This window comes from Salegentibacter maritimus (assembly GCF_016236975.1).
In the GTDB taxonomy this organism is placed as follows: Bacteria; Bacteroidota; Bacteroidia; order Flavobacteriales; family Flavobacteriaceae; genus Salegentibacter; species Salegentibacter maritimus.
In genome coordinates, this window is the sequence record NZ_JAEHNY010000013.1 from 76,160 (window position 1) to 98,362 (window position 22,203).

Below are 22,203 nucleotides of genomic sequence, written 5' to 3' on the forward strand. Positions count from 1 at the left end.
CAAAATGCGCCTTTACCGGGCGCATTTTTTATTTTTATATAAAATTATAATCTAGATGAAAAATATATTAATTGCTTGCTTTCTGGGCTTTGCTTTGATTTCGTGTAATTCTGAAAATAAAGCAGAAGTGGATCTCATGGTTTTTAATGCCGAAGTTTATACCGTAGACGAAAATTTCAATACCGCTGAAGCTTTTGTGATAAAAGACGGGAAATTTGTTGAGGTAGGAAATGCTGATGAACTTCAGGAAAAATACAATAGCGCCGAGAAACTTGATGCGGGAGGAAAAAGCGTTTTTCCCGGTTTTATAGATGGACATGCCCATTTTTACGGATTAGGCTTACAGCAACAACGGGTAGACCTGTCAGGCACCAAAAGTTTTGAGGAGGTGGTACAGCGCATTGTTGATTTTCAAAATAAAAGAGATGTTCCATTTATAACCGGTAGGGGATGGGACCAGAACGACTGGGAGAGAAAAGAATTTCCGAACAAAGATACTTTAGATGAATTATTTCCAGATACCCCAATAGCCCTAACCAGAATAGATGGCCACGCACTTTTGGCCAACCAGGCTGCATTAGATAAAGCCGGAATTACAACAGAGACTTCTTTTAATGGTGGGGATATTGAACAAAAAAATGGAAAATTAACCGGTATTATTGTAGATAATCCTATGCAGCTTATTGCTGAAGCACAGCCTGAACCTTCTACAAAAGAACGGGTAAATGCTTTGCTAGATGCTCAGAGGCTATCTTTCAAGTATGGCTTAACCACAGTTGTAGATGCCGGAATTGATAAAGAAATTATACAGCTCATGGATAGCCTTCATAAAGACGAAAGTCTTAAAATAAGGCTATACGCAATGATTAGTAATACTAAAGAAAACCTGGATCACTATCTAGATAAAGACCCTATTAAAACCGAAAGGCTACATGTGCGTTCAGTAAAATTTTATGGCGATGGTGCACTGGGTTCAAGAGGTGCTGCTTTAAAGGAAGAATATAGTGACCGTGCCGGGCATTTTGGAGCCTTGCTCTCACCTGTTGAAGATTTTAAAGCAACTGCAGAGCGGGTAGCGAATTCAAGATTTCAACTGAACACTCACGCTATTGGCGATTCAGCCAACTATATGGTTTTGGAAACTTACGATAAACTTTTAGCCAACGATGAAGACCGTAGATGGAGAGTAGAACACGCGCAGGTAATTGATGAAGAAGATCTTAAATATTTCAGTAAAAATATTATTCCTTCGGTTCAGCCTACACACGCAACCAGCGATATGTATTGGGCAGAAGATCGTTTAGGGGATAAAAGAATACAAGGTGCTTATGCCTATAAGAAGTTATTAGACCAGGCTGGAATTATTGCCCTGGGAACCGACTTTCCGGTTGAAGAAGTAAGCCCTTTTCTTACTTTTTATGCAGCGGTAGCAAGACAGGATACTAATAATTTTCCCCAGGAAGGTTTTATGAAAGAACAGGCCTTATCTCGTGAAGAAACCTTAAAAGGAATGACCATTTGGGCGGCCTATGCGAATTTTGAAGAAGAAGAAAAAGGAAGTATAGAAGCCGGTAAATTTGCCGATTTTATAATTTTAGATAAAGATATTATGAAAGTTGAGCAATCTGAAATTCCCGGAATTAAAGTTTTGGAAACTTATGTAAATGGGGAGCAGGTATATTAAAACCATTAAACGAAAAATAGATATCTTTGTGAATCGAAAAAATATAAGAAAATGAACGACGGATTATACGCTAAATTTTATACCACTAAAGGTCAGATTTTAGTTGAATTGGAATATGAAAAAGTACCCGGTACAGTTGGGAATTTTGTAGGGCTCGCTGAAGGTAAGCTTGAAAATGACGCCTTCCCACAGGGGAAACCTTATTATAACGGACTTAAATTTCATAGGGTGATTCCTAATTTTATGATTCAGGGGGGAGACCCACAGGGTACCGGTGTAGGTGGTCCCGGTTATAAGTTTGAAGATGAAATTCATCCCGAGCTAAAACACGATGCCCCTGGAAAGCTATCTATGGCCAATGCCGGTCCCGGAACTAACGGAAGCCAGTTTTTTATTACACATACCGAAACTGCCTGGTTAGACGGAAAACATACTGTTTTTGGTAGTGTGGTTAAGGGCCAGGAGATTGTAGACAGCATTCAGCAAGGTGATGAAATAGAAAAGTTAGAGATTATTAGAGCCGGAGAGAAAGCAGAAAGCTTTAATGCAGTAGAGTCTTTTAGGCAATTTAATGGGGCTAAAGCAGAAAGAGAAGCAGCAGCAAAGAAAAGAGAAGAAGAATTACTGGGAGAAATATCACAGGGCTTTAAAACCACAGAAAGCGGACTTCGCTATAAAATTGAGAAAAAGGGAGAAGGAGCAAAACCTGAAAAAGGACAAACTGTTTCTGTACACTACAAAGGAATGTTGACTGATGGAAGCGTTTTTGATTCTTCCTATAAAAGAAATCAGCCGCTGGAATTTCCTGTGGGAATGGGCCACGTGATTAGTGGTTGGGACGAAGGTATTTTGCTTTTAAATGTAGGAGACCAGGCCCGCTTTGTGATTCCATCGCATTTGGCGTATGGAGAGCGTGGTGCGGGTGGTGTAATTCCACCAAATGCAGCATTGGTTTTTGATGTGGAGCTTGTAGCGGTAAAGTAAAAGCCCCCTAACCCCCGAAGGGTAATTTAATGATAAAAAATACCTCACAAGTTTCAGAGACCTGTGAGGTATTTTTTTAAGAATGAGTCTAAAAAGCTTGTTTTCGTCAAGCTGAAATTATTCAGACTTTATCCCGCATTAACTTCGGGATTCTAACATGAATAGATTGTCAATATCTTAGATCTCCGAATAAATTTCGGAGCAGGCTCTGAAACAAGTTCAGGATGACGGGCTTAATAGAAGTTAGTTTTATTTAGAATCCGGCTGTGGCGTCATTCTAAGATATGGTTTTACTTCTTTAAAACCTTTAGGGAACATCTCTTTGGCATCTTCGTTAGATACAGAAGGACTAATTACTACATCTTCCCCGTGTTTCCAGTTGGCTGGAGTGGCTACTTTTTGGTAGGCGGTAAGTTGCAGCGAATCTATAACCCTTAATAATTCATCAAAATTTCTACCGGTACTTGCCGGGTAAGTAATCATTAGCTTAATGGTTTTATCTGGTCCAATAACATACACCGAACGCACGGTAAGCGTATCATCGGCTTTTGGATGAATCATGCCATACAGGTTAGAAACCTTCTTATCTTCATCGGCGATAATAGGAAAATTTACCGTGGTATTTTGGGTTTCATTTATATCATCTATCCAGCCTTTATGAGACTCCAGGCCATCTACACTTAATGCCATCACCTTTGTGTTGCGTTTTTCAAACTCATCTTTATATTTTGCAACGGTGCCAAGTTCGGTGGTACAAACCGGGGTGTAATCTGCCGGGTGTGAGAATAAAATCCCCCAACTATCTCCTAAATAATCATAAAAGTTGATTTTCCCTTCCGAAGTTTCAGCATCAAAATTTGGTGCTTTATCCCCTAGTTTTAACTCGCTCATAGTTTTGTTTTTTAGTGATTAGAACTATAAAATTAAAGAATTTTTATTCTAAACAACCTATTAAGTCAATAGGTTTTACTTGGTTTAAGATAAGATTAACTGATAACGCTTATAATAGATTTAGGAATTAAGGTTCTGGTGTATATTTCCATTTAATGTTGCATCCAATGCTCGGTTTTTGGTTTTGCGATACTTTTTTATTGGCAAGAACGGCATCCATAGCATCGCGAAGATGCCTGCCATTAACCGGAATGCCATTTCCCGGTCTTGAATCGTCTAATTGGCCGCGGTAGATTAACTTCAATTCATCGTCAAAAAGATAAAAATCGGGTGTGCAGGAGGCTTTATAAGCTCTGGCCACTTCCTGCGATTCGTCGTAAAGGTATGGGAAAGAATATTGATGTTTTCTTGCTACCTCGTTCATATTATCAGGATGGTCTGCCGGATAGTTTTCTACATCGTTGCTCATAATCGCGGCAAAACCAAAACCCAAAACTCGGTAGTCTCCGGCAAGTCTAACTATTTCTTCATTTACGTGCTTCACAAATGGACAGTGGTTGCTTATAAACATAATTAAAGTCCCCTTGATGCCTCTAATATCTTCGAGTGAATATCTATTGCTTGTTATTACATCTACAAGATTAAAATTTGGAGCCGGTGTTCCTAAAGGAATCATATTTGACGCAGTTCTGGCCATAATGTTTTATAAGTTTACTCGATAATCGAGATTTTTCCTAATAGTTATTGCAACTCCGAGGCATTCCCCGAAGTCAAAAAAACCTTTTCATTTAATTCCTCATTGGCTTACCATGAGGTAATTCCCTTCTGAATATAGTGTTTTTTTCTATTTTTGTTGAAAAATACAATATGGAAATTTCCTGGAAGGATTTTGAAAAAGTTGAAATGCGAGTTGGAACAATCACTGAAGTTTCAGATTTTCCCGAAGCCAGAAATCCTGCTTATAAAATGCTTATTGATTTTGGTGAAGATATTGGCCAGAGAAAGACTTCGGCCCAAATTACCAAACGCTATAAAAAAGAAGAACTATTAAACCGCCAAATTGTGGCGGTTGTTAATTTTCCAAAGAAACAAATCGCAAATATTATGAGTGAATGCCTGGTGTTGGGAGCAGTAGGAAAAGAAAATGATATCGTACTACTAAACCCCGATTTTAAGGTTGAAAATGGACTTCGGATAGGTTAATCATTATTCTATTTTCTCGTATTTACTGCTACAAGCTTCAATACAGGCCGGGCTATATTGATAAAAAAAAGCTGTTTTCATTTAGTTTGTAAGTGAGGCTAATTTTTAAATTTGCGCAATGTGGGCTAATCGTTTTGTTGTAAACATTATAAGAAGCCTCATTAATAGCTTCACCATAACAGAAACTGGTGGTAGGTTTCTATCTTTATAGAGTTTTAGGAGTTCGCGGTTTTATATAGGTTGCCCGGAGATGTCTAAAAAAATACCGGGATTTGCCAGTTTTATCTAATTATTGGCATTTCCCGGTAATTTTGCTTTCTAAAACCTTAGGGCTCTCTATGTGATATAACTAAAATTTACATCTCGTCACCAAAAAAGATAGCATTCATTAAAAGTTTATTGGTACCATACCAGAAAGCGCGAAAGTTCGTATTATCGGTAAATAGTATTACATTTCCGCGACCCAATCCAGTATATTTAAAAGGAACTGTACCGGCAATATCTTCTAAGCGCGGATCACTAATATATCCACTTAGCAAAGGATTTTCCGTGTACCGGATAGGATTGTTGTAACTTTGCTTATCGGCTTCTACAAAAATTGTAGTATTTCTAAACAAGGCAAGTTTATCATTGGTATAACCGAAATTTACCGGATGTGAGCGATCTATCTTTGCTTCAAAAATAGCACCTCCAATACCCTGTGCACCTCTAAAATCTCTTTGTTCCTCAAAGCTAATATCCTTGGCTACCAGGCTGTCTTTTTTGATTTCCAGGTCCATAAAATCTTCCTTTTCAAAAAAGCGCGCGGCATTGCGGTAACCAATTAAAGTTCCGCCGTCACGAATCCAGTCTTTAAGTTTTTCTATGTCTCTTTTTTCCAGAGCACTTCCGCGGGAATTGGGCAAAATTATATCGGTATAACGACTTAAATCTGTACGCGAAAATCTCCTGGTGTCCAGTTTGGTGATTTTCATATCGTAGCGCTGGTCAAATAAATGCCAAATTTCACCGGCATCATAAGGAGTGATTCCGTCGCCAACAATTAAAGCTACTTTTGCCGGTTCAAGGGCTTCAAACTGGTTGCTTCCCAGATTTATTCCTTCGGTTAAACCAGTGTTTATAGCATCAATTTGAACATTCGACTTTTCTACTACATTTTGTAGAAATTGATACATCTTATCTGCATCCAACTTTTGATTTTGAACCGGGATTAGAATGGTGCCGTAATCGTACTCCCTATCGGCTAAAGAAAAAGCTTGCATTCCCACTTTTGCTCGAAGCCCTTCTTCAAGAATCATATTGAGGGCTTTAGGTGAATAATAATCGTGCCACTGCATTACATAAGCGTAATTGCTTTTCTCTAAAGTTTCAATTTTTGGTGCGGAAAGTTCTTTTATTTCTTCTCCCGCATGTTTTAGTTTAACATCCTCAGCAAAATCCAGGTTAAAGGCCAGGGGCAGGGTCCATGCCGAAACATCATAAAATAAACTATCTTCAAATTCGGTACGGCGTTCAAACATTGCCTTTACAAGTCTGTGTTGGCGCTGATTTTTTGGGACCACATAAGCTGAATGTTTTTTGAAACTCTTTCCTTCGGCTTCGAAATCTTCCTTTAAGCTATGAATTTCAACCTGATGCTTTTTAAGGATTTTCGCCAGCTCGTAAGCCGAAGCAGCATCTTTTTCACTTCCAAAAACATAAGCACCATCTTTGGCAGAGTTACGGGCGTTTTTATAGAAATTACGCTGATAGTTGAGGATTTTTTCACGCATATTTTTAGCAGCTTCTAAAGTAGAAAGTGCTGCAGTAAACTGGTTGCGTATGGTGAAGGGAAAGGTTAAAATACCATTGTCGGTTTCCTGGGCGTGGCCACGAGAACTTCCCTGTTCAAAAAGAATTCCAATACTTCCGTTAATATCGGGGAAGGTAGAACCTTTTCCGTAGTAAAAATCGTCGTAATTTTCTTCGGTATAATAAAAAGAGCCTAGCTCGTCAAAAGCCTCAGCATGGTAGTTTCCTATTTCTTTGGTAAGTTCCTGGTTAATTTCTGGCGTTAATGGGTGCGTTCTTGAAGGAATTCCCGGCTGAAAGAAAAAGCTGGAATTAGAACCCATTTCGTGATGATCGGTCAAAATATTGGGCATCCATTTATGGAATGTTGCTATACGCGCCTGAGATTCGGGCAATTGTACCGGTAACCAATCGCGGTTCATATCAAACCAATAATGATTGGTTCTACCGCCCGGCCAAACTTCGCTATACTCTCTATCTTGAGGGTCGGGATTTATATTTTCACTTTTATTGGTGTTGGCCCAGTACGCAAAGCGCTGCAGTCCATCTGGATTAAATGAAGGATCAAATAGAATTATAGTATTGTTCAACAAATCTTTTACTTCTTCACTTTCGGCAGCAGCGAGGTAATAAGCTGCTAAGAGAGCAGCGTTAGAGCCGCTGGCCTCGTTTCCGTGAATAGAAAAACCCTGGTTTACCACTATAGGCATTTCTGCTACATTTAGGGAAGAGGCATTCTCTTGCGTTAATGCCAGATGTTCTTTGCGAATCTCTTCTAAATTTTCGTGGTTTTCTGGAGAAGTTATGGTGAGTAATATAAGTGGGCGACCTTCATAAGTTTCGCCACGATTTTCAATAGCTATTCTTGGTGACACACGGGCAAGCTCACGCATATAATTTACGAGTAAATCGTGTGTAACATGCCATTCCCCGGGAATGTATCCAATTATATCCTGAGGTTTTGGTATGTCGTCGTTATAGTTTATATTCTGGGGCAAATAATAATCCAGGCCAAGCTCTTTATTTTCTTGTTGGGCAAACGAGTTTAAACAAATACAGAAAATTAGAAAGGGTAGAAATTTTTGCATATTTTTTTTATTTGGGATATAAATATAAAAAAACCGTCCTGATTATCTCGGGACGGTTTATAAAATCTTAAAAGCAATAATTTAAATGTCGTCAAAACTTACATCGGTAAATTTCTTTGGTGTATTGTTTTCCTGACTTTCATCTTCAGAAGTTTCATACTCCTTTTTGAAATCTTTTTGATGACGCTCGCTAATTACCTCTTCTCCTTTTTCATTCAAGATAAAATCTGTCATCTCTTGAAGAATTTCGTGGAAACCGGCAAAATCTTCTTTGTAAAGGTAAATTTTGTGTTTCTTGTAGAAGAAAGAACCATCATCGTTAGTAAATTTTTTACTTTCGGTAATTGTTAGGTAATAATCGTTTGCACGTGTTGCCCTAACATCAAAAAAGTAAGTTCTTCTTCCGGCTCTCAGCACTTTAGAGAATATTTCTTCTTTCTCCATCATTCCCTTGTCACTCATAAAATAGATTCTTTAAATATTTTGGTTTAGTACTGCTCAAAAATCTAAAAATTTTTAACATCTAGCAAAAAAATTTCACATTTCTTTTTCATTTAACTGTTTTGCATATAATTCTTTATAATAGCCTGGCTGGTTTAATAATTGGGAATGAGTGCCTTGTTGTACAATAGCACCGTCTTCCAGAATAATTATTTTATCAGCGTTTTTGGCCGAAGAAATTCTGTGGCTTACAATTATGGTAGTTTTATCTTTTGAAATTTTAAAGAGGTTATTTAAAATAGCTTCTTCGGTTTCGGTATCTACCGCCGAGAGGCAATCGTCAAATAATAAAATTTTTGGGTCGTGAATTATAGCACGGGCAATAGAAACTCGTTGTTTTTGACCTCCAGAAAGGGTGATGCCACGTTCGCCAAGAACTGTTTCGTAAGCTTTGCTGAACCCAAGAATATTTTTATGTACCGAGGCATTCTTTGCAGCTTCAAATATCTCCTGGTCGGTAGCATTTGTTTTCCCGAATTTGATGTTGCTTTTAATAGAGTCGCTAAATAAAAATGCATCTTGTGGTACGTAACCAATACTAGTCCTTAGGCTATCCAGGTTAAGCTCTTCTATATTTTTATCATCTATACAAATTTCCCCCTTTTCTACATCGTATAGCCTACCAATAAGTTCCAGAATTGTAGATTTTCCGGCACCGGTTTTTCCTATAATGGCCAGGGTCTCACCGCTATTAATTTCAAATGAAACATTTTTAAGGGCCGTAATATTGGTGTCATCATAGGTGAAACTTACATTTTTAAAAGCAATACTACCGTGAATTTCATCGGGGGTGTCTTTTTTATTTACAATTTCTGGTTTTTCTTTTAAAAATTCGTTGATACGCTCCTGGGATGCATCAGCTTGTTGTACTAAAGAAGTTACCCAACCTATAGAGGCAATGGGCCATGTAAGCATATTTACATATAGCAGAAACTCTACAATAACCCCAATATTTTCAATTTCCCCATTTATATATTGGTTACCGCCAATGTAAATAACCAGTACATTGCTAATTCCTATTAATAACACCATTAGCGGAAAAAAGAAAGCCTGTACCTTAACAAGGTCAATGTTTTTATCACGGCTCCCGTTGGCAAGATTTACAAAGTCGTGGTTTATTTGCTTTTCCATCCCGTAAGATTTTATAACGGCAATTCCGCTAAAGCTTTCCTGGGTAAAAGTATTTAACCTGGAAAGGTACTGCTGTACTACAGTGCTTCGCTTGTGAATTGCCACACTAATTTTATAGATAGAAAACGCCAAAACAGGAAGGGGTGCCACCGTAAATAAGGTAAGTTTTGGGGCTGCCTGAATCATAAAAATTAAGACCACCACAGTAGATGTAAAAGTGGTTACCGTATACATAATTGCCGGGCCAAGATATAATCTTACTTTGCTAACATCTTCGCTAATACGGTTCATTAAATCTCCGGTGCGATTTTTCTTATAAAAATTAAGAGAGAGCTCCTGGTAATGTTTATAGATTTCGTTTTTTAAATCAAACTCAATATCCCTTGAGACCACAATAAATGTTTGTCTCATTAAAAAAGTAAGAAATGCAGCAATTAGGGTAGCTCCAATTATTAATGCTATATTCATGGCAAGTTCGGTTTTAAGTACCTCGAGTGTACTTATCTCACCATTAATAAATTGTTCTATAGCATCTGTAGAATCGCCAATTAGAGGAATATAATACAGTGCGAAAATACGGGCCACTATGGTTATTACCAGGCCTATCAATAGTTTCCACTTATATTTTACAAAATATTTATTGAGATGCTTAAGGTTCTTCATGTAAGAATAAAAAGATAAATTTTAAGAATATGTTATTTTAACACGTTTTAAAAGTCTGTTTATTGAAATATTCTTTATTTTTGCATAGTGATTTTCAGAAAAATGAAAACACTAAATTAAAAAATGTAACAAGTTATGCAAGTTGATGTTCTAAACGCAAATGAACTAAAGAAGTCTGCACCAGTATTCGGTCAACTTTCTTTTGATAACCACGAACAAGTAGTTTTTTGCAACGACAAAGATACAGGTTTAAAGGCAATTATTGGTATTCATAACACGGTTTTAGGACCTGCACTGGGTGGTACCAGAATGTGGGACTACAGTAGTGAATGGGAGGCCTTGAATGATGTTTTGCGCCTTTCGCGTGGAATGACCTTTAAAAGTGCAATTACAGGACTTAATCTTGGTGGAGGAAAGGCTGTTATAATTGGTGATGCCAGGACTCAAAAAACACCTGAACTAATGAGAAGTTTTGGGCGTTTTGTAGATTCTCTTAGCGGAAAATATATCACTGCAGAAGATGTGGGAATGGAAACTGCCGATATGGATACTGTGCGTGAAGTTACTAAATATGTAACTGGGATTTCTGAAGACAAAGGCGGTGCCGGTAATCCATCTCCAATCACGGCCTATGGTGTTTTTATGGGACTTAAAGCGGCTGTAAAGCATAAGTTTGGTAGTGACGACCTGGAAGGGAAATCGGTATTGGTTCAGGGAATAGGTCACGTGGGTGAAACTCTTGTAGAGCATTTAACCCAGGATGGAGCCAGGGTTTTTATTAGTGATATTAATGAAGAACGACTTGAAGCTGTAAAAAATAAATACGGAGCAGTAATTTTTGAAGGTTCCGATGTCTATGCTGCCGATGTAGATATCTATGCACCTTGTGCCCTGGGAGCAACCATTAACGATGATACGGTAAAGCGTATTAATGCAAAGGTTATTGCCGGTGCAGCTAACAACCAATTAGCCGATGAACTTACACACGGTAAGGTTCTTAGGGAAAGAGGAATTGTTTATGCCCCAGATTTTCTTATTAATGCCGGAGGTATTATAAATGTGTATGCAGAACTTGAAAATTACGGGAAGCAAGAGATTATGCGAAAAACAGAGAATATTTATAACACTACTTTAGAAATTCTAAGTAAAGCCGATAAGGAAGATATGACCTCTCACTTTGCAGCACTTAAAATTGCACAACAACGAATTGATGATAGAAAAAAACAAAATTTGAAGTAATCAATTTCAAAAGTTTGATATTTTTGCAAGGCGAAAGAATATTCTTTCGCCTTTTCTAATTCTAAAAAGTTCTTTTACAATTATGTTGACAAGAAGACATATTCGGGTTAAAGTAATGCAATCACTCTACGCCTTTAACCAAAGCCAAAACAACAACCTGGGGACCGAGGAAAAATTCCTCCTTAAAAGTATGGAAGAGATGTACGATCTCTTTCTGGTGCAGCTAAGCCTCATTGAAGAGTTAAAAGGCCAGGCCGAAAACTTTTTAGAAAAATCCCAACAGAAATACCTTGCTACCAGTGAGGAGAAAGATCCCAATAAAAAATTCGTTTCCAATGCTATTTTTAATATTTTCCAGAATAACGAGAGTTTACAGGACGCACTGGAGTCAAGAAAAATAACCCATTGGAAAAGGGATGATGATTATGTGCAGATTATTTGGGAGGCTTTAAAAAATAGCGATATCTATAAAAGCTATATGGAAACCCGGGAGTCGAGTTTCAAAGAAGATAAAGAGTTTATAATTGCCGTTTTTAAAGAGATTATTGCTCCCAACGAAAAACTTTACGACTATCTTGAAGACGCTAAACTTACCTGGATAGACGATTTGCCAATTGTAAATACCGCGGTATTAAAATTTCTTCAGAAATTAAAACCTCATTCTGCCGAAAGTTTAAAACTGGATAAGCTTTATAAAAATGAAGAGGATAAAGATTTTGCGAAAGATTTATTTAGAAAAACCTATCTAAATGATGATGTGTTAGCAAAAGAAATGTTGGGAAAAACCCCAAACTGGGATAAAGACCGAATTGCAGAAATTGATATGATACTTATGAAAATGGCAATTTGTGAATTCCTTAAATTCCCCTCAATTCCGGTAAAAGTAACCATTAATGAATATTTAGAACTTGCCAAAGAATACAGTACTCCAAAGAGTAGTATTTTTATAAATGGTGTTTTAGATAAGTTATCTAAAGAGTATAGGGAACACAATAAATTAAATAAAGTAGGGCGAGGTCTTATGTAATGAAGAAAATTTCTTAATTTTAAAAATTAAATTATAAAGTTCATGATTATGAAAAATGGAATCTTAATGTTGGCTGCAGTAGGGGCGCTGCTTTTTACTTCGTGTAAAGACAACAACAATAACGCCTCGGAAAAAGTAAAAGCGGAAAATGTAGAAAGTGCTGCAGAACGCGATGCACAGGCTACCGTATATCCAAAGATGGAGTTTGAAACTTCAGAGCATGATTTTGGTACTATTCCACAGGGTAAAAATGTAGAGCATACCTTTACATTTACCAATACCGGGCAGGCGCCATTGGTAATTACAAATGCAAGAAGTACTTGCGGTTGTACCGTTCCATCTTACACCAAAGATCCAATTCAACCGGGAGAAACCGGAGAAATGTTGGTGAAATTTAATGGCTCTGGAAAAGGTCAGGTAACAAAAACAGTAACGGTAACTGCCAATACAGAAGCCGGTACAGAGCGTCTTAAAATTAAAGCCTTTGTAGAAACCGATGAAAACGCTAGCTAATAAATGGATCAATTAACCCAATTTGCCCCAATAATTTTAATGTTTTTAGTGGTGTATTTTTTTATGATACGTCCACAAATGAAAAAAGCTAAACAAGAACGCAACTTTGCTTCCGAATTAAAACGCGGAGACCGTATAGTCACTAAAAGTGGAATGCACGGTAAAGTTGTGGATTTTAGCGAAAAAAACAATGCGGTGATTATAGAAACCGGAGCAGGAAAAATAACTTTTGATCGCTCTTCCATATCTATGGAAATGAGTAAAAAACTTAACGAAACAGCCAAGCCGGAAAAAGAAAGCAAGGCAAAAGCCGTTAAGGGGAAGAAATAATTTTCTGTTATAATTTAGAATAGAAAATCCCCAGCGTTAAAGCCTGGGGATTTTTATTTTTAGGGAGATTTAAGAATTGTAAAAAAATACGTCATTCTAAACTCGTTTCAGAATCTAACATTTTAGAACCTGAAACAAGTTGAGATTGACGTAAAAATGAATTTTTTAAATATTCTTTCTCTATTAGCAATTTTTGTATTTATCATGAAGTCCTTCACCATTCTTAATCATTGGTTTAATCTTTTCCAGTCGGGATCTTTTTGTAGCTTCCCTTTTTGCTTCAGCAATATAATTAGCATATTCCCTTTGTTTGCCTTTAGTTAATTGCAGAAAAGATTTTTCTAAACCTTTATCAGCTTTAAAAGCATCTTTTAATTCTGGTGGTAGTAGTAACTTTTTTAAAACAACCGGTTTTATCTCTTTTCCTTCCCGCTGGTTTTGGATAGCTTCTGCTATATATTTCTGAAGAATTTCGGGTCTTATTTTATCTTCTTTTCTAAATCTTATTTGTCTTAGAGCTTTGGTTTTGCCTTCCTGAGCGTTATAGAGTAGCGCGGTATTCTCTTTTAACAAGGCTCCATTAAAAAACCAAAGGGCACAATGATTTTTAAATGCTGCCATGCCAACCACATTTTTGCCGTTAAGCGTGTAAACCGGTGTTCCCCATTTTATACATTCCTCAAGTTCTGTATTTTGTAATACTGCTCTTAAAGCCTGTAGCTCTTTTTCCCAGGAATTATGGGTTACAATATATTCATCTACCGATTTTACAGCCATTTTCCTTTTGCTTGAATATGGTTTTACTCGATAATCGAGATTTATCCCGATAGTTATCGGAAATCCGGGGCTAGCCTTGAAATAAAAATCTTTTTATGTAATGTCTCTTTGTTTTGCCAAAAGCTAATTTACTTATATTTTTCTGAAGTTATTTCTGCAATTTTTACGATTACTTCAGTAGCTTTTTGCATACTTTCTACCGGTACATATTCGTATTTTCCGTGAAAGTTATGGCCGCCGGCAAAAATATTAGGGCAGGGTAACCCCATATAACTTAGTTGAGATCCATCAGTGCCACCGCGAATTGGTTTCAAAATGGGTTCAACATTTACTGCTTTCATAGCTTCTTTGGCAATGTCTACAATATGCATTACCGGTTCAATTTTTTCCCGCATATTAAAATATTGATCGGTGATCTCTACCGAAATACAATCATTTTCATATTGCGAGCATATCTCTGAAGCCAAATTCTGTATCATCTCTTTTCTGGCATTAAAATGCCCTAAATCATGATCTCTAATTATATATTCCAGTTGGGTTTCTTCTACATCTCCTTTTATATTGCTAAGATGAAAAAATCCCTGTCTATCTTCGGTATGTTCGGGTGTTTCCAGTCTTGGTAAAGAATTAATAAAGTCTACCGCAATATACTGGCTGTTTACCATCTTATCTTTGGCATAACCGGGGTGTACGCTTTTTCCATGTACTTTAACTACGGCCCTGGCGGCATTAAAATTTTCATATTCCAATTCTCCTATTTGGCTCCCGTCCATGGTATATGCCCATTCAGCACCAAATTTTTGCACATCAAATTTGTGGGCACCGCGACCAATTTCTTCATCAGGGGTAAAACCTACCCGGATTTTTCCATGGGGAATTTCAGGATTATCCAATAAATATTGCATCGCCGTCATTATTTCTGTAATCCCGGCCTTATCGTCGGCACTTAAAAGACTGGTGCCATCGGTGGTAATTATAGTTTGACCTTTATACTGTTTTAAATCATCAAAATATTCGGGAGAAAGAATAATGTTTTTCTCTTTGTTTAAAATAATATCCCTTCCGTCATAATTCTCAATAATTTGCGGTTTTATATTGGTAGCGTTAAAATCGGGGGAAGTATCAAAATGAGAAATGAAACCAATAACCGGAACTTTATGCGCAACATTAGCAGGTAGCGTGGCCATCACATAGGCGTTATCGTCTATACTAACTTCGGTCATACCCATTGCCTGCAACTCTTCCGCCAGCTTTTTAGCTAATTCCCATTGCTTTTGAGTGCTGGGGGTAGTCTGGCTTTCGGGATCACTTTGGGTATCTATGGTGATATAGCTAATAAATCTATCTATAATCCGCTGTTTGTTAATCATTTGGTTTCCACTTTTATTATTCAGAATTTTAAGAGTATTTTGTAAGCTCATCTCTTCTAAGCAAATATAATTAACGTGAATAGCTATTCCTTGCACTTATGAAAAAACTATTGTTCCTTTTCGTTATTTTAATCCTTTCTTCCTGTATAAAATCTAAAAACCTTGTTGAGGATAATTTTGGTAAAAAAACTTTAATAGCCGATTCTGCCATGGTGGTTTCGGCCAGGGCAGAGGCTTCCATTATTGGTTTGGAAATTCTAAAAAATGGGGGTAATGCTTTTGATGCTATGTTAGCTACCGAAATGGCACTCGCGGTTAGCTTTCCTTTTGCCGGAAATTTAGGCGGCGGCGGATTTATGGTTTATAGAAAAGCAAACGGCGAAACAGGATCTTTAGATTTTAGAGAGAAAGCGCCATTGGCGGCTTCTAAAACAATGTACCTGGATAAAGATGGAAATGTACTATCAGAAAAAAGTATGTACGGCCCACTTGCCGTTGGCGTTCCCGGTACAATTGCCGGAATTTTTGCAGCCCACGAAAAGTTTGGAACTTTACCCATAAATGAAATTTTAGAACCCGTAGTTGCTTTGGCTAAAAACGGATTTGTAGTTACCGAAAAACAAAGTAAAACTCTGGCTCATTACCGCGAATTGTTCTTACGGGAAAATAAGGATACTATTTTATTTGCTAGAACTTACAGGCCGGGAGATACCATTAAAAACCCTCAACTTGCGAAAACCCTGGAGCGAATAATTACTAATGGAAGAGACGAATTTTATACCGGTGAAACCGGCAGGAAAATGATCGCTTATCTCCGGGAAAGAGGTGGTGTTATGAATATGGAAGATTTGCTGAAGTACCAGGCGCATTGGCGGGAGCCCGTAAAACTGGACTATAAAGACCTAAAAATTATATCTATGCCACCACCCTCAAGTGGTGGGATTGTTTTAGGGCAAATTTTAAAAATGTTGGAAACTTTTCCTTTAGCCGAATATGGTCATAATTCGCTTAAAACTATCCAGGTGGTCACCGAAGCCGAACGTAGAGCTTATGCCGATAGAAGTTTTTATCTGGGAGATCCTGATTTTGTGGATATTCCGGTAGATACTTTATTGAGTGACGCATATCTTTCAGGGAGAATGCAGAATTTTAGTTTTGACCAGGCCACACCTTCTTCCAATATTAGTTATGGTGAAATTCCCGGATACGAAAGCGACGAAACCACACATTATTCTATAGTAGATAAATATGGAAATGCCGTAGCTGTAACCACTACATTAAACGGAGCCTATGGTTCTAAAATGTATATTGAGGAACTTGGTTTTTTTCTTAATAATGAAATGAATGATTTTAGTGCAAAACCTGGAGTTCCCGATATGTTTGGGCTTGTAGGAGCCGAAGCAAATGCTATAGCGCCACAAAAGCGAATGCTAAGTTCTATGACGCCCAGTATTGTTGAAAAAAATGGAGAATTATTTATGGTTTTGGGGTCACCGGGTGGTTCTACCATAATTACCTCGGTTTTGCAAACTATTCTTAATGTAAAAGAATTTAAAATGAATATGCAGGAAGCTGTAGACGCACCTCGTTTTCATCATCAATGGTTGCCCGATAAGGTGCTTTTTGAGCCCAATGCATTTGAAGCCAGTTTGTTAGATTCTTTAAGGTTGAAAGCTTATCATATAGATGAAAATGAATCTCGAATTATAGGGAAAGTAGATGCGATTAAAATATTGCCCAATGGCCGTTTGGAAGCTGGTGCCGATAGGAGGGGAGATGATACGGCAAAAGGGTATTGATACTTAAAATAATCGATTTGGACTTTTTGGGCTGTGTAAATTAGTCTATTTTTGTGAAAACCCAGTTATAATGTATAAATCGCTTTTACGCCCTTTCCTTTTTAGGTTTGATCCTGAATGGGTGCATCATTTCACTTTTAACACTTTAAAGAAATTCGGTAAAACTTCCTTTTTTAAAAGCCTGGTAAAAAAGAAGTTCCAGTTGGAAGATTCGAGATTGGAACGAGAGGTTTTCGGACTTAAATTTAAGAATCCGGTGGGGCTTGCCGCTGGTTTCGATAAAGATGCAAAGCTTTTTCAGGAGCTATCAGATTTAGGCTTTGGGTTTATTGAAATAGGCACTGTTACCCCAAAAGCGCAACCCGGTAACGAGAAAAAACGCCTCTTTAGGTTAAAAGAAGATAATGCTATTATTAACCGAATGGGCTTTAATAATGATGGGGTAGAAGCAGCTGTTGCCCGACTTAAGAAGAATAAAAATGTACTTATTGGCGGGAATATTGGGAAAAACAAGATTACTGCAAACGAAAATGCCGTAGAAGATTACAAGATTTGCTTTGAAGCGCTTTACGATTATGTAAATTATTTTGTGGTAAATGTGAGTTCTCCAAATACCCCTAATTTAAGGGAGTTACAGGATAAAGAGCCGCTTACTAATTTGTTGAATACCCTGCAAAATTTAAATGCCGCAAAGCCTAAGCAAAAGCCTATTTTGCTAAAAATAGCTCCCGACCTTACTGATGCGCAGTTACTGGATATTATAGAAATTGTAAAAGAAACAAAAATCGCAGGGGTAATTGCAACTAACACAACCATTTCCCGTGAAGGCTTAAAATCTGAAAATAAGTTAGAAACCGGCGGACTTAGTGGAAAGCCTTTAACAAACCGGGCTACTGAAGTGATTCGTTTTCTTTCTGAAAAAAGTAATAAAGCCTTTCCAATTATTGGAGTTGGGGGTATACACACCGCCGAAGATGCGTTGGAGAAACTTGATGCCGGTGCTAGTTTAGTGCAATTATACACCGGATTTATTTATGAAGGCCCGGCTTTAATAAAAAGAATTAATAAAGCATTGTTAAATAGAAGTAGGGGCTAAGTTATTTTAAATGATAGACCAGCTCATTCCCTTTTTAACGGCTTCAGCTATTTTAACCATCTCACCGGGCCCCGATATTATCTATGTGATGGTTCAGGGAATAGCAAATGGTAAAAAGCATGGTTTTGTCACAGCCCTGGGGCTGGCCACGGGTATTATTGTTCACACCAGTCTGGTGGCTTTTGGGGTGTCGGCGATTATTAAAAGTTCAGATTCACTCTTTTTGATTATTAAATTGCTGGGTGCTATTTATCTGCTGTATTTGGCCTGGTTGGTTTTTAAGAGCGACCCTAAAATTGCTTATTCTTCAAAAGGAATTCAAAAGAAATCTTTGTTGTCGCTTTTCAAACAGGGATTTATAATGAATGTGCTAAACCCAAAAGTGACCATATTTTTTCTGGCCTTTTTTCCCGGTTTTCTTTGGGATCCGGAAGGAAATACCGTGGTTCAATTCTATATTTTAGGCCTACTTTTTATGGGTATTACAATTCTTATCTTTGGAATTGTAGCTTTATTAGCCGGGAAAACCTCTACTTACTTAAAAAAGCATACACACTCTGCCCTTGTTCTAAAATGGTTGCAGATTGTGGTTTTTATAGGAATAGCAACTTTTATACTGATCTAGTTGTATAAAATTAGACTTAACGGAAAATTAGAAGTTATACTTTTTTACTAGTAGGATGCTAATAAAATGAATTAATATGCATTGGTTTTTAGATATTCCTTAAAATACTATCTTTGATGATATGGATAAAATCAAGCTTATTGAGTGTCCGCGAGACGCCATGCAGGGAATTAAAACCTTTATTCCTACTGAAAAAAAAGTACAGTATATTCAGTCTTTATTGCGTTGCGGCTTTGATACCATAGATTTTGGAAGTTTTGTATCTCCTAAGGCTATTCCACAAATGGTAGATACGGCTGAAGTTTTATCTAAATTAGATCTTTCTACCACAAAAAGTAAACTGCTTGCTATTGTAGCAAATACCCGGGGAGCAAAGGATGCTTCAGCGCATCCTGAAATTGATTATTTGGGCTATCCTTTTTCAATTTCCGAAAACTTCCAAATGCGTAATACCCATAAAACCATTACTGAATCTGTAGATATTTTGGGGGAGATTCTTGAAATTGCAGAAAAATCGAATAAAAAAGTAGTAGCATACCTTTCTATGGGCTTTGGGAATCCTTATGGCGATCCCTGGGATGTGGAGATTGTAGGGGAGTGGACAAAAAAGTTATCGGTTATGGGGGTAAAGATTCTTTCCTTATCAGATACTATTGGAAGTTCTACTCCGGAAATTATTAAATACCTATTCTCAAATCTAATTCCTGAATATCCCGAAATAGAATTTGGTGCCCACCTTCATACCATACCTTCCAAATGGCACGAAAAAATTGATGCTGCCTACCAGGCAGGCTGTAGAAGGTTTGATGGAGCAATTCAGGGCTTTGGGGGCTGCCCTATGGCAAAAGATGAGCTTACCGGTAATATGCCTTCCGAAAAAATGCTTTCTTATTTCAACTCTAAAAGGCTGGACTCAAATATTAAAATGACCAGTTTTGAATCTGCTTATAATGAAGCTTCTAAAATCTTTAATGCTTACCATTAATTGTCTTTATTTAAATTTTGCAGTTGATTAATAAAACCTATTTAAAATTAATCTAAATAAACTTGTTCTAACAAAATTCTGTTTTTATATTTGCTGCTCAATAATTTTAATCAGTCTAAATAAAGTAATATGAAAAAGCTGTTCTTATCAGCAATCTTAGGTGGGTTAACGCTTACCTCTTGTTCATCCGACGATGATGTTTCACCAGAAAACCCCAAGTTGGAGGTCCCTGAAACCTATACTTTTGAAAGAGATGCTAATTCTAGCGTAAGTTACTCAGGTCAAACTACAAGGCTGCAAATGACTTCCGAAATATTGGCTAAGTTTACCGATTTTGAAAATGGAAGCGAAACACTTTTGCTGGATATGTTTGCAAATGAAAATGCTCCTTTTGAGAATGCAAGCCTTAATGAATCCTCCAAAAGTATAAAATCTAAAGTAGCGGCTTCTAAATTATATTTTTCAGCAAATACAGTAGAAAGCGCCGAGATTAAAGGTGACTTTGATTCTTATATTTCTGAGCAATTTACAGCAGTAAAAGCTAATAAAGAAGTTTTGGCCGATACCGGTAAAGCGGGCCAAATAGCCCAGGGAACTAAGGTTAGATATGTTAATGAAAAAGGTTTGGAAATGAACCAGGCTTTTGCAAAAGGCCTTATTGGAGGACTGTTGGCCGATCAAATTTTAAATAACTATCTGTCTCGGGAAGTTTTGGATGAAGGCGATAATCGTGTTAATAATGATGCCGGTATGCTTGAAGAAGGTAAAAGTTACACCACCATGGAGCATAAGTGGGATGAGGCTTACGGATACCTTTACGGAGATCCTTCTATTCCACAACAAGATCCCAACTCGGTTTTAAATGAAAGTGATGATGCCCTTTTGTTTAAATATATGGGGAGTGTAAATGACGATAGTGATTTTGAAGGTATAGCCGAAGAAACTTTTGAAGCTTTTAAAACCGGTAGGGCAGCTATTGTTGCTGGAGATTACCAGGCTCGTGATGCCCAGGTAAAAATTATCCGTGAGAATATTTCAAAAATTATTGCTGTAAAGACAGTATATTATCTACAGGCAGGTAAAGAGCAAATGGCTGAGGGGCAAACCGGAGCTGCATTTCATTCGCTTTCTGAAGCTTATGGATTTATCTATAGTCTTAGTTTTACCCATAACCCGGAAACAGGTGCACCCTATATTTCTGCCGATAATGTTGAAAATTATTTAGGACAGTTAATGAGTGGGGATGGTTTTTGGGAAGTGACACCAGAGACTTTAGATACTATTTCTGAAGAAGTTGCTGCTGCCTTCGATTTTACGGTAGCAGAAGCATAATTAAAAAACTTTACCGGAGCTGAATTATTTTTTCTGCTCCGGTTTTTAATATTTATAGCTATGATTAAGATTTCAAAATTTTTATTGATCGCAATGTTAGCATTTGCCGTTGCTTGTAGTACAGATGATGGTGAGGGTGGCGATTCTACCGGTTCAGATAATTTTGACAGGGGCAAAATGCTGGCCAATTGGGCCGATAATATAATTGTGCCATCTTTTGTGGCTTTTCAAGAGGAGACACAAAAGCTGGAAGATATAGCCGGGGCTTTTGCAGAAACTCCAGATCTTGCGGTATTAAAAACGCTTAGGGCCCAATATAAGGTAGCTTATCAGGAGTTTCAAACGGTGGAGATGTTTCAAATTGGAAAAGCTGAAGAATTAGGTTACAGAAATTTCCTAAATACATACCCAACCAAAACAGAAAATATTGAATCTAAAATAGCTTCTGGAAGTTATAATCTTGAATTGCCTTCAAGTTATGCAGAACAAGGTTTTCCTGCTTTAGATTACTTGTTGTACAGCTACGGAACGGCAGAAGAGACCCTGGGGGCTTTAACTGCAAATCCAGAATCTATCAATTATATACTGTCTGTGGCCGAACATATCAATACATTAACTGCTGAGGTTACAACTTCCTGGCAGGGCGATTACAGAGATACTTTTGTAAATAATACCAGTTCTTCAAGTACCGGTTCGGTAGATAGGTTTACGAACGATTATGTAATGTATTATGAAAAAATACTAAGATCCGGAAAGATTGGTTATCCTGCCGGTGCTTTTACCGGTTCACCTTCACCAGGAAATGTTGAAGGGCTTTATGCCGGAGATATTTCGAAGAATTTATACCTGCAGGCGTTGGATAGCTTTGAAGATTTTTACTATGGGGTTACAGTGAATGGAGGTGAAAATGGACCAAGCTATTCCCAGTATTTGAAGTATATGGAAGATAAAACAGATTCAGAGAGTTTAACGGCTTCTATATCAGATCAGTTTTCGGCTATTAGAAATCAAAGTTCAGACCTGAATGATAACCTTAGGTTACAGGTAGAAACCGATAATTCTAAGATGTTAGCGGCTCATGATGAGCTTCAAAAGCTGGTAATTCTCTTAAAAGTAGATATGATGCAAACGCTTTCAATTAGCGTAGATTATGTAGATTCAGACGGTGATTAAT

Annotated in this window: 20 protein-coding genes; 13 read left to right on the forward strand and 7 right to left on the reverse strand. The window is 37.4% G+C overall.

The genetic code is table 11. From position 1 onward, the window contains the following. Window positions 1–55 precede the first annotated feature (55 nt). A complete protein-coding gene (locus tag I6U50_RS13690) occupies window positions 56–1,684 on the forward strand; it encodes an amidohydrolase (protein ID WP_198639258.1) in 1,629 nt (542 codons plus the stop codon). Between the two features lie 51 nt (window positions 1,685–1,735). Next, on the forward strand, window positions 1,736–2,668 hold the full coding sequence (locus I6U50_RS13695) for a peptidylprolyl isomerase (protein WP_198639259.1): 933 nt from the start codon (window positions 1,736–1,738) through the stop codon (window positions 2,666–2,668). 249 nt (window positions 2,669–2,917) lie between these two features. Here I6U50_RS13695 and I6U50_RS13700 read toward each other — a convergent pair whose 3' ends face one another. Together I6U50_RS13700 and I6U50_RS13705 are read right to left on the reverse strand one after the other, a co-directional pair. Then, window positions 2,918–3,559, reverse strand: a complete 642-nt coding sequence (locus tag I6U50_RS13700) for a peroxiredoxin (protein ID WP_198628413.1) — start codon at window positions 3,557–3,559, stop codon at window positions 2,918–2,920. Between the two features lie 127 nt (window positions 3,560–3,686). Continuing rightward, a complete protein-coding gene (locus I6U50_RS13705; RefSeq protein ID WP_198639260.1) occupies window positions 3,687–4,256 on the reverse strand; it encodes a thioredoxin family protein in 570 nt (189 codons plus the stop codon). Between the two features lie 170 nt (window positions 4,257–4,426). On the opposite strand from I6U50_RS13705, the gene I6U50_RS13710 reads away from it, so the two are divergent. Next, a complete protein-coding gene (locus I6U50_RS13710; RefSeq protein ID WP_193712202.1) occupies window positions 4,427–4,762 on the forward strand; it encodes a tRNA-binding protein in 336 nt (111 codons plus the stop codon). A gap of 356 nt (window positions 4,763–5,118) precedes the next feature. Here I6U50_RS13710 and I6U50_RS13715 read toward each other — a convergent pair whose 3' ends face one another. The 3 genes from I6U50_RS13715 to I6U50_RS13725 form a co-directional block, all read right to left on the reverse strand. Beyond that, complete coding sequence (locus I6U50_RS13715; RefSeq protein WP_198639261.1) at window positions 5,119–7,641, reverse strand: M14 family zinc carboxypeptidase; 2,523 nt, start codon at window positions 7,639–7,641, stop codon at window positions 5,119–5,121. Window positions 7,642–7,722: 81 nt separating this feature from the next. Further along, window positions 7,723–8,103 carry a PUR family DNA/RNA-binding protein gene (locus I6U50_RS13720; protein ID WP_193712204.1) on the reverse strand — a complete coding sequence of 127 codons (381 nt, stop codon included), beginning with the start codon at window positions 8,101–8,103 and terminating at the stop codon, window positions 7,723–7,725. A 75-nt stretch (window positions 8,104–8,178) separates the two neighbouring features. After that, window positions 8,179–9,936: an ABC transporter ATP-binding protein gene (locus I6U50_RS13725; protein ID WP_198639262.1), complete on the reverse strand. Its 1,758-nt coding sequence runs from the start codon at window positions 9,934–9,936 to the stop codon at window positions 8,179–8,181. Between the two features lie 135 nt (window positions 9,937–10,071). Between I6U50_RS13725 and I6U50_RS13730 the strand changes: the two genes are divergently transcribed. The 4 genes from I6U50_RS13730 to yajC all read left to right on the forward strand — a co-directional run bounded on the left by I6U50_RS13730 (window position 10,072) and on the right by yajC (window position 13,045). Further along, window positions 10,072–11,175, forward strand: a complete 1,104-nt coding sequence (locus I6U50_RS13730; RefSeq protein ID WP_198628418.1) for a Glu/Leu/Phe/Val family dehydrogenase — start codon at window positions 10,072–10,074, stop codon at window positions 11,173–11,175. Between the two features lie 82 nt (window positions 11,176–11,257). After that, complete coding sequence (gene nusB / locus I6U50_RS13735) at window positions 11,258–12,202, forward strand: transcription antitermination factor NusB (RefSeq protein WP_198628419.1); 945 nt, start codon at window positions 11,258–11,260, stop codon at window positions 12,200–12,202. A 48-nt stretch (window positions 12,203–12,250) separates the two neighbouring features. Then, window positions 12,251–12,715, forward strand: coding sequence for a DUF1573 domain-containing protein (locus tag I6U50_RS13740; RefSeq protein WP_198639263.1), 465 nt, complete (start codon window positions 12,251–12,253; stop codon window positions 12,713–12,715). Window positions 12,716–12,718: 3 nt separating this feature from the next. After that, window positions 12,719–13,045, forward strand: a complete 327-nt coding sequence (yajC, locus tag I6U50_RS13745) for a preprotein translocase subunit YajC (protein WP_198639264.1) — start codon at window positions 12,719–12,721, stop codon at window positions 13,043–13,045. A 183-nt stretch (window positions 13,046–13,228) separates the two neighbouring features. Here yajC and I6U50_RS13750 read toward each other — a convergent pair whose 3' ends face one another. Together I6U50_RS13750 and pepT are read right to left on the reverse strand one after the other, a co-directional pair. Beyond that, window positions 13,229–13,822, reverse strand: a complete 594-nt coding sequence (locus tag I6U50_RS13750; RefSeq protein ID WP_198639265.1) for a YdeI/OmpD-associated family protein — start codon at window positions 13,820–13,822, stop codon at window positions 13,229–13,231. A 128-nt stretch (window positions 13,823–13,950) separates the two neighbouring features. Further along, window positions 13,951–15,192, reverse strand: a complete 1,242-nt coding sequence (gene pepT / locus I6U50_RS13755; RefSeq protein WP_198639266.1) for a peptidase T — start codon at window positions 15,190–15,192, stop codon at window positions 13,951–13,953. Window positions 15,193–15,290: 98 nt separating this feature from the next. On the opposite strand from pepT, the gene ggt reads away from it, so the two are divergent. From ggt to I6U50_RS13785, 6 genes are all read left to right on the forward strand, one after another. Next, entirely contained in the window at window positions 15,291–16,991 is a 1,701-nt protein-coding gene (gene ggt, locus I6U50_RS13760) for a gamma-glutamyltransferase (RefSeq protein WP_198639267.1), read from the forward strand. Between the two features lie 70 nt (window positions 16,992–17,061). Then, window positions 17,062–18,087: a quinone-dependent dihydroorotate dehydrogenase gene (locus I6U50_RS13765; RefSeq protein WP_198639268.1), complete on the forward strand. Its 1,026-nt coding sequence runs from the start codon at window positions 17,062–17,064 to the stop codon at window positions 18,085–18,087. A 10-nt stretch (window positions 18,088–18,097) separates the two neighbouring features. Then, a complete protein-coding gene (locus I6U50_RS13770) occupies window positions 18,098–18,712 on the forward strand; it encodes a LysE family translocator (RefSeq protein WP_198639269.1) in 615 nt (204 codons plus the stop codon). Between the two features lie 121 nt (window positions 18,713–18,833). After that, window positions 18,834–19,697 carry a hydroxymethylglutaryl-CoA lyase gene (locus I6U50_RS13775; protein ID WP_198639270.1) on the forward strand — a complete coding sequence of 288 codons (864 nt, stop codon included), beginning with the start codon at window positions 18,834–18,836 and terminating at the stop codon, window positions 19,695–19,697. Between the two features lie 129 nt (window positions 19,698–19,826). Then, the gene (locus I6U50_RS13780) at window positions 19,827–21,029 is read left to right on the forward strand and encodes a DUF4856 domain-containing protein (RefSeq protein WP_198639271.1); all 1,203 of its coding nucleotides are present in this window, start codon (window positions 19,827–19,829) and stop codon (window positions 21,027–21,029) included. Between the two features lie 60 nt (window positions 21,030–21,089). Further along, window positions 21,090–22,202 carry an imelysin family protein gene (locus I6U50_RS13785; protein WP_198639272.1) on the forward strand — a complete coding sequence of 371 codons (1,113 nt, stop codon included), beginning with the start codon at window positions 21,090–21,092 and terminating at the stop codon, window positions 22,200–22,202. The last annotated feature ends 1 nt before the right edge of the window (window position 22,203 follow it).

Bases quoted from the DNA above. Each gene is read 5' to 3' on its own strand.
- I6U50_RS13690 (WP_198639258.1), top strand. From the start codon at position 56: ATGAAAAATATATTAATTGCTTGCTTTCTGGGCTTTGCTTTGATTTCG.
- I6U50_RS13695 (WP_198639259.1), top strand. From the start codon at position 1,736: ATGAACGACGGATTATACGCTAAATTTTATACCACTAAAGGTCAGATT.
- I6U50_RS13700 (WP_198628413.1), bottom strand. From the start codon at position 3,559: ATGAGCGAGTTAAAACTAGGGGATAAAGCACCAAATTTTGATGCTGAA.
- I6U50_RS13705 (WP_198639260.1), bottom strand. From the start codon at position 4,256: ATGGCCAGAACTGCGTCAAATATGATTCCTTTAGGAACACCGGCTCCA.
- I6U50_RS13710 (WP_193712202.1), top strand. From the start codon at position 4,427: ATGGAAATTTCCTGGAAGGATTTTGAAAAAGTTGAAATGCGAGTTGGA.
- I6U50_RS13715 (WP_198639261.1), bottom strand. From the start codon at position 7,641: ATGCAAAAATTTCTACCCTTTCTAATTTTCTGTATTTGTTTAAACTCG.
- I6U50_RS13720 (WP_193712204.1), bottom strand. From the start codon at position 8,103: ATGAGTGACAAGGGAATGATGGAGAAAGAAGAAATATTCTCTAAAGTG.
- I6U50_RS13725 (WP_198639262.1), bottom strand. From the start codon at position 9,936: ATGAAGAACCTTAAGCATCTCAATAAATATTTTGTAAAATATAAGTGG.
- I6U50_RS13730 (WP_198628418.1), top strand. From the start codon at position 10,072: ATGCAAGTTGATGTTCTAAACGCAAATGAACTAAAGAAGTCTGCACCA.
- nusB (WP_198628419.1), top strand. From the start codon at position 11,258: ATGTTGACAAGAAGACATATTCGGGTTAAAGTAATGCAATCACTCTAC.
- I6U50_RS13740 (WP_198639263.1), top strand. From the start codon at position 12,251: ATGAAAAATGGAATCTTAATGTTGGCTGCAGTAGGGGCGCTGCTTTTT.
- yajC (WP_198639264.1), top strand. From the start codon at position 12,719: ATGGATCAATTAACCCAATTTGCCCCAATAATTTTAATGTTTTTAGTG.
- I6U50_RS13750 (WP_198639265.1), bottom strand. From the start codon at position 13,822: ATGGCTGTAAAATCGGTAGATGAATATATTGTAACCCATAATTCCTGG.
- pepT (WP_198639266.1), bottom strand. From the start codon at position 15,192: ATGATTAACAAACAGCGGATTATAGATAGATTTATTAGCTATATCACC.
- ggt (WP_198639267.1), top strand. From the start codon at position 15,291: ATGAAAAAACTATTGTTCCTTTTCGTTATTTTAATCCTTTCTTCCTGT.
- I6U50_RS13765 (WP_198639268.1), top strand. From the start codon at position 17,062: ATGTATAAATCGCTTTTACGCCCTTTCCTTTTTAGGTTTGATCCTGAA.
- I6U50_RS13770 (WP_198639269.1), top strand. From the start codon at position 18,098: ATGATAGACCAGCTCATTCCCTTTTTAACGGCTTCAGCTATTTTAACC.
- I6U50_RS13775 (WP_198639270.1), top strand. From the start codon at position 18,834: ATGGATAAAATCAAGCTTATTGAGTGTCCGCGAGACGCCATGCAGGGA.
- I6U50_RS13780 (WP_198639271.1), top strand. From the start codon at position 19,827: ATGAAAAAGCTGTTCTTATCAGCAATCTTAGGTGGGTTAACGCTTACC.
- I6U50_RS13785 (WP_198639272.1), top strand. From the start codon at position 21,090: ATGATTAAGATTTCAAAATTTTTATTGATCGCAATGTTAGCATTTGCC.